This is a genomic window from Nostoc cf. edaphicum LEGE 07299 (assembly GCF_015207245.1).
In the GTDB taxonomy this organism is placed as follows: domain Bacteria; phylum Cyanobacteriota; class Cyanobacteriia; order Cyanobacteriales; family Nostocaceae; genus Nostoc; species Nostoc edaphicum_B.
Map to the genome: position 1 here is coordinate 1 of NZ_JADEXF010000448.1, position 4,486 is coordinate 4,486.

Sequence of the window (4,486 nt, forward strand, 5' to 3'; positions counted from 1 at the left end):
CATCTGGTCTATTACTAAGAATCGCTTGGGGAATTTCTCCACCCAAACAAGCACTGGTGACAATCAAGCCTTCGTGATATTCTTTTAATAAATCTTTATTAATACAAGGACGAGAAAAAATCCCTTTGCCTTGAACACCTTTAAGGTGAGAAATTGTAGTTAATTTGACTAAATTTTTGTAACCTTTGGTATTTTTAGCTAAAACTACTTGATGATATTTGGGACGGCGTTCTTGTTTCTCAATATCGCCATTAATTACATACATTTCATTGCCGATAATCGGCTTAATATTTTGACTACGGCAGATTTTGATCAGTTCAACGGCTCCATACATGACACCATGATCGGTAAGGGCGATCGCTTTCATTCCCAGTGCGATCGCTCGATCCACCAACTCTGGTAGCTGACTTGCCCCATCAAGTAGACTGTAGTCACTGTGAATATGTAAAGGCACAAAGGACATAAGCATCTCCAACCACAAGCCAAGATATCTCTAGGGGCCTACCTTGTGGTATACCCTTTCGAGGCAGATTTTGTAAAGCAACGGAATCTTAGATTAACAGTTTTTAACCAAAATTAAAGCTGTTCTTTTTCGGGAATTATCACTATTATTAGTGTTGTTTTAATAGTTACAGCAGTTAACCAGTACCTAGCCAATGAGTCAAACAGAGAGAACTACTTCGTCTGAAACCAAAGCTAGCCCTTGGTGGCAGCGTATCCCTCTCACGTTGCAAATTCTCATCGCCTTAATAGCAGCAGTCAGCGTCGGAATTGCTCTTGGTGCAGGGAATCCTAATCCCAGCAATGCTGCTCTCATCAACAATTTAGCAATTCCGGCTGAGTTGGTACTAAAGGCTCTCCGCGCCTTGGCTACACCCTTAATTTTGGTAGCGGTGCTGCATACTTTGATGACCACCAACATCCCTGGTACAGCCGGACGGCGGTTAGCAGTGCTACTTTTAACCAACACAACCGTAGCTATTTTAGTGGGACTGTTCGTAGCGAATGTGCTACGTCCAGGGACTTGGGGCAATGTAAACACCTCAATAAGTACGGCAATAACTCCTCAGAGTCTCGACCCTTGGGGAATACTCAAAGATGCTGTACCAGAAGCCGTCCTCAAGCCATTGGTTGATAATAATGTCATCCAACTGATTGTGATTGCCCTGAGTTTTGGCATCGTCCTGCGGGGATTAAAATCTGAACAAATCGCCCAAGGGAAGAATGGATTCCAGCCGATAGAGGATGTCATCGGAATTTTATTTGAAGCGGTAGTCCGCATCCTCAACTGGGTAATTGCTTTAGTGCCGTTCGCAGTCTTTGGGATTGTGGCTAAAACTATTGCGATGCAGGGCTTTGCACCATTTAAATCTTTGGGTGCATTCATCGTCGCCGTATTGTTAGCACTGGTATTGCAGGCGTGCTACTACCTGATCAGAGTAAAACTTGGTTCCTGGGTACACCCGCTAAAATTCCTCGCTGGTGGTTCTGATGCCTTTTTGACAGCTTTCTCAACTTCTTCCTCTGCGGCGGCAATGCCCATAACCTTTGAGGTTTTGCAAACAAAAGTCGGTTTAAGGGAATCTTCTGCTGCTTTAGGGGCATTAGTCGGGGCAAATTTCAATAATGATGGCACTGCCCTCTATGAAGCAATGTCTGCGTTGTATATTTCCCAACTGATTGGACAACATCTGAGTCTGACACAGCAGTTAATTGTCATCTTGACCTCGATTTTTGCATCAGTAGGTGCGGCTAATATTCCCAATGCGGGATTGGTAACGATGACACTGGTGTTTACTTCTGTCGGCTTACCTACCCAGTACATCGCTTTGCTAGTTACTGTAGACTGGTTTTTGGATCGCTGCCGTACTGCGATTAATGTTATGGGAGATATGACTGTTAGCGCTCTACTTGACGGCAAAAAGCCACGTTCTGTAGACGAGGCTTAGTTTGCCAGCTTTTAGTCGAATTCAGCAGCTTGTCAAATATCTAATGCTGTTGAGGTCCTTTGGCGTCACATGCTTTAGTCCAGCAACGTTCTAAAAGTTGCAGACGCCAGATCAATACAAAGCGTTGGGGATTCAATACTAATTTAGTATCCCGACTAAATAAGGGCTGGTTCAGATACTGCCAAAGAGGAAATTTAATTTTGGTGTGTTTTGGAGTCATAAGAACAAGAAAAATAATATAAAAGTTGTGTCTAGGAATTACCTAATACTGTTTTTCTAGTTAAAGGCTACCCTGCGTTTTTGCTATTGTCTTTGTGGCAATTGCGGAATTCCAGGAGGTGAATCTATGTTGTTTACGCTTTAATACTGAAATTGCAAGCACGATTTTTCTGATTCCAGATCGCAAAGCTGTTGGTGCCATTGAGATTAGATAGGTAAAAAATTGCTTAATTAGACATCATTGATGTTGATTTTTTTTAATTTTGAATTGCTTTTCATCCCACCGTTACCACCCGCCGAATTTCGTCGCTGCGAAACCCGATCGCCATTGGACGACGTATCCCCAAAAGTGCTACCACGTCGTACAATTCCAGTACCACCCCTTCTATTCGCAGGGAATGGACAATATCACCGCTTTTCAGGTCAATCACTATAGCGGTTATCAGTTGAGTGCAATACAGACCTAACCCCCAGCCCCTTCCCTATAAGGGAAGGGGAGTAAGATTCAAAGCCTCTCTCCTTTTAGGAGAGAGGTTTGGAGAGAGGTCAAATTGTATTGCTTCCATTCAAGAACCGCTATAGTTGCAGCAATGCCTAAGGCTCGCTACGCCTACACATAGCTAAACCGAGTCTAGCAGTAGCTTTTCCTTCCTGAGTACTTGTGATGGTAACTAGGATCTATATTTATTTATGTCCAATTACTTACATAATTGAAATAATTTACCTCTGGACTACCGCTCTAGAGCCAAAAATTTAGGTTTCAACAGCGCCAAGCAAGCTAGAACCGACACCAAGGCTTTAAAAGAAGTTTTCTGAAGGCGATCGCCTCTGCTATCTTAAGTATTCCCAATATCTGTCATTTCTTGACAGACAATACAAAAAGTAAAGAGTTGTGAATTTGTTACTCCTAACTCTTCACTCTCTCAAACAGGACTCACTTCGGCTCTGTAAAGCAGCTTCTCACCTTGAAGGTAGCCAGTGTAACGAACTTTGACTGTTTCTCCAGGTTGTGCAGTTCCCTTTGTCAATTGGTGCAGTTGGGGATCGTAAGGTAATTCTGCTCCCACAGGTGCGATCGCTTCCACTCCCCACGCCTGTAAAAGCTTGTCCAGAGGTTTCTGCACCAACGGTACTATTTTCACTGCTGCTAGCTGGGGATTTTCCTGCGCTTTCTGTGCTGCTGTTGGCCATTGCAATAATAAAGACTCCAGCAGTTGCAAACTCGACTGCTGGAGTTCTTGTAGTAATATTTCTCGCTGTTGTTCTAATTGAAACTGCGAGCGATCGTACTCTTTTCTTAAATTGGTAATTTCTCGTAACAATTCCTGAGTTGGCGCTGTTTTCTCTTGTGAAAACTCTACGGTTGAAAAAGTTGCGATCAATTCATTCAATGGCATCTGTAGCACTGGCGAAAGCTTAAGCAGCACATTTACCCGCATTTGCTCTAGCTTTCCTTGGCGTAACCGCAAAATTTGACGCTCTGAGATACCAGCAGCGCGACTCAGCCCTTTAAAACTAGAAATACCTACCTGTTGCATTAAATCTTGCAACTTTTGAGTATGGAGCATTGGGGATTGGGTATTGGGGATTGGGTATTGGGTATTGGGCATTGGGCATTGGGCATTGGCGATTAAGTTTTTTCTCTATCCGCTATTCCCTGTGCCCTGTGCCCTATGCCCCATTCCCCATTTCTATTCTTCCAGTAAACTTCTCAACATCCAAGCTGTCTTTTCGTGTACTTGCATCCGCTGAGTCAATAAATCGGCGGTAGGTTCGTCGTTAACTTCCTCTATCACGGGGAAAATAGATCGTGCAGTTCTGACTACGGCTTCTTGTCCTTCCACAAGTTCGCGAATCATCTCCACAGCTTTAGGAACTCCAAGAGTTTCTGGAATAGAACTCAGTTTGGCATATTCGCTGTAGGTTCCTGGTGCGGGATAGCCAAGCGCTCTAATTCTCTCGGCTATTAAATCAACTGCTAACGCTAATTCTGTATACTGGGTCTCAAACATCAAATGCAATGTTTGAAACATCGGCCCCGTTACATTCCAATGGAAGTTATGAGTTTTCAGATACAGTGTATAAGTGTCAGCCAACAGGTGAGATAAACCGTCGGCGATTTTAGCCCTACTCGCCTCGTCAATGCCGATATTTACATTTTTGACTGTTACTTTCGATGACATAATTTTCTCCTAATTAGGTTATATGTAATTGGGGATTGAAAATTGGGCATTGGGGATTGAAAATTGGGCATTGGGCATTGGGCATTGGGCATTGGTTATTAATTATTCTCCCTCATCTCCTTCATTTCCCTCATC

Annotated in this window: 6 protein-coding genes; 1 reads left to right on the top strand and 5 read right to left on the bottom strand. The window is 43.3% G+C overall.

All coding sequences use genetic code 11. The features are described 5' to 3' along the window. On the bottom strand, positions 1 to 463 hold a 463-nt coding region (locus IQ229_RS14465; RefSeq protein WP_194044783.1), incomplete at its 3' end, for a PHP domain-containing protein. 193 nt (positions 464 to 656) lie between these two features. Between IQ229_RS14465 and IQ229_RS14470 the strand changes: the two genes are divergently transcribed. Continuing rightward, on the top strand, positions 657 to 1,949 hold the full coding sequence (locus IQ229_RS14470) for a dicarboxylate/amino acid:cation symporter (protein WP_194044785.1): 1,293 nt from the start codon (positions 657 to 659) through the stop codon (positions 1,947 to 1,949). 40 nt (positions 1,950 to 1,989) lie between these two features. On the opposite strand, the gene IQ229_RS24080 is transcribed toward IQ229_RS14470, so the two are convergent. The 4 genes from IQ229_RS24080 to IQ229_RS14485 form a co-directional block, all read right to left on the bottom strand. Continuing rightward, positions 1,990 to 2,169, bottom strand: a complete 180-nt coding sequence (locus IQ229_RS24080; RefSeq protein ID WP_228013468.1) for a hypothetical protein — start codon at positions 2,167 to 2,169, stop codon at positions 1,990 to 1,992. A 274-nt stretch (positions 2,170 to 2,443) separates the two neighbouring features. Further along, positions 2,444 to 2,599 carry a hypothetical protein gene (locus tag IQ229_RS14475; protein WP_194044792.1) on the bottom strand — a complete coding sequence of 52 codons (156 nt, stop codon included), beginning with the start codon at positions 2,597 to 2,599 and terminating at the stop codon, positions 2,444 to 2,446. Between the two features lie 492 nt (positions 2,600 to 3,091). Then, complete coding sequence (gene grpE, locus IQ229_RS14480) at positions 3,092 to 3,778, bottom strand: nucleotide exchange factor GrpE (protein WP_228013469.1); 687 nt, start codon at positions 3,776 to 3,778, stop codon at positions 3,092 to 3,094. 81 nt (positions 3,779 to 3,859) lie between these two features. Beyond that, positions 3,860 to 4,351 (bottom strand): Dps family protein, encoded by a 492-nt coding sequence (locus IQ229_RS14485; protein WP_194044787.1) that lies wholly within the window; start codon positions 4,349 to 4,351, stop codon positions 3,860 to 3,862. Positions 4,352 to 4,486 lie beyond the last annotated feature (135 nt).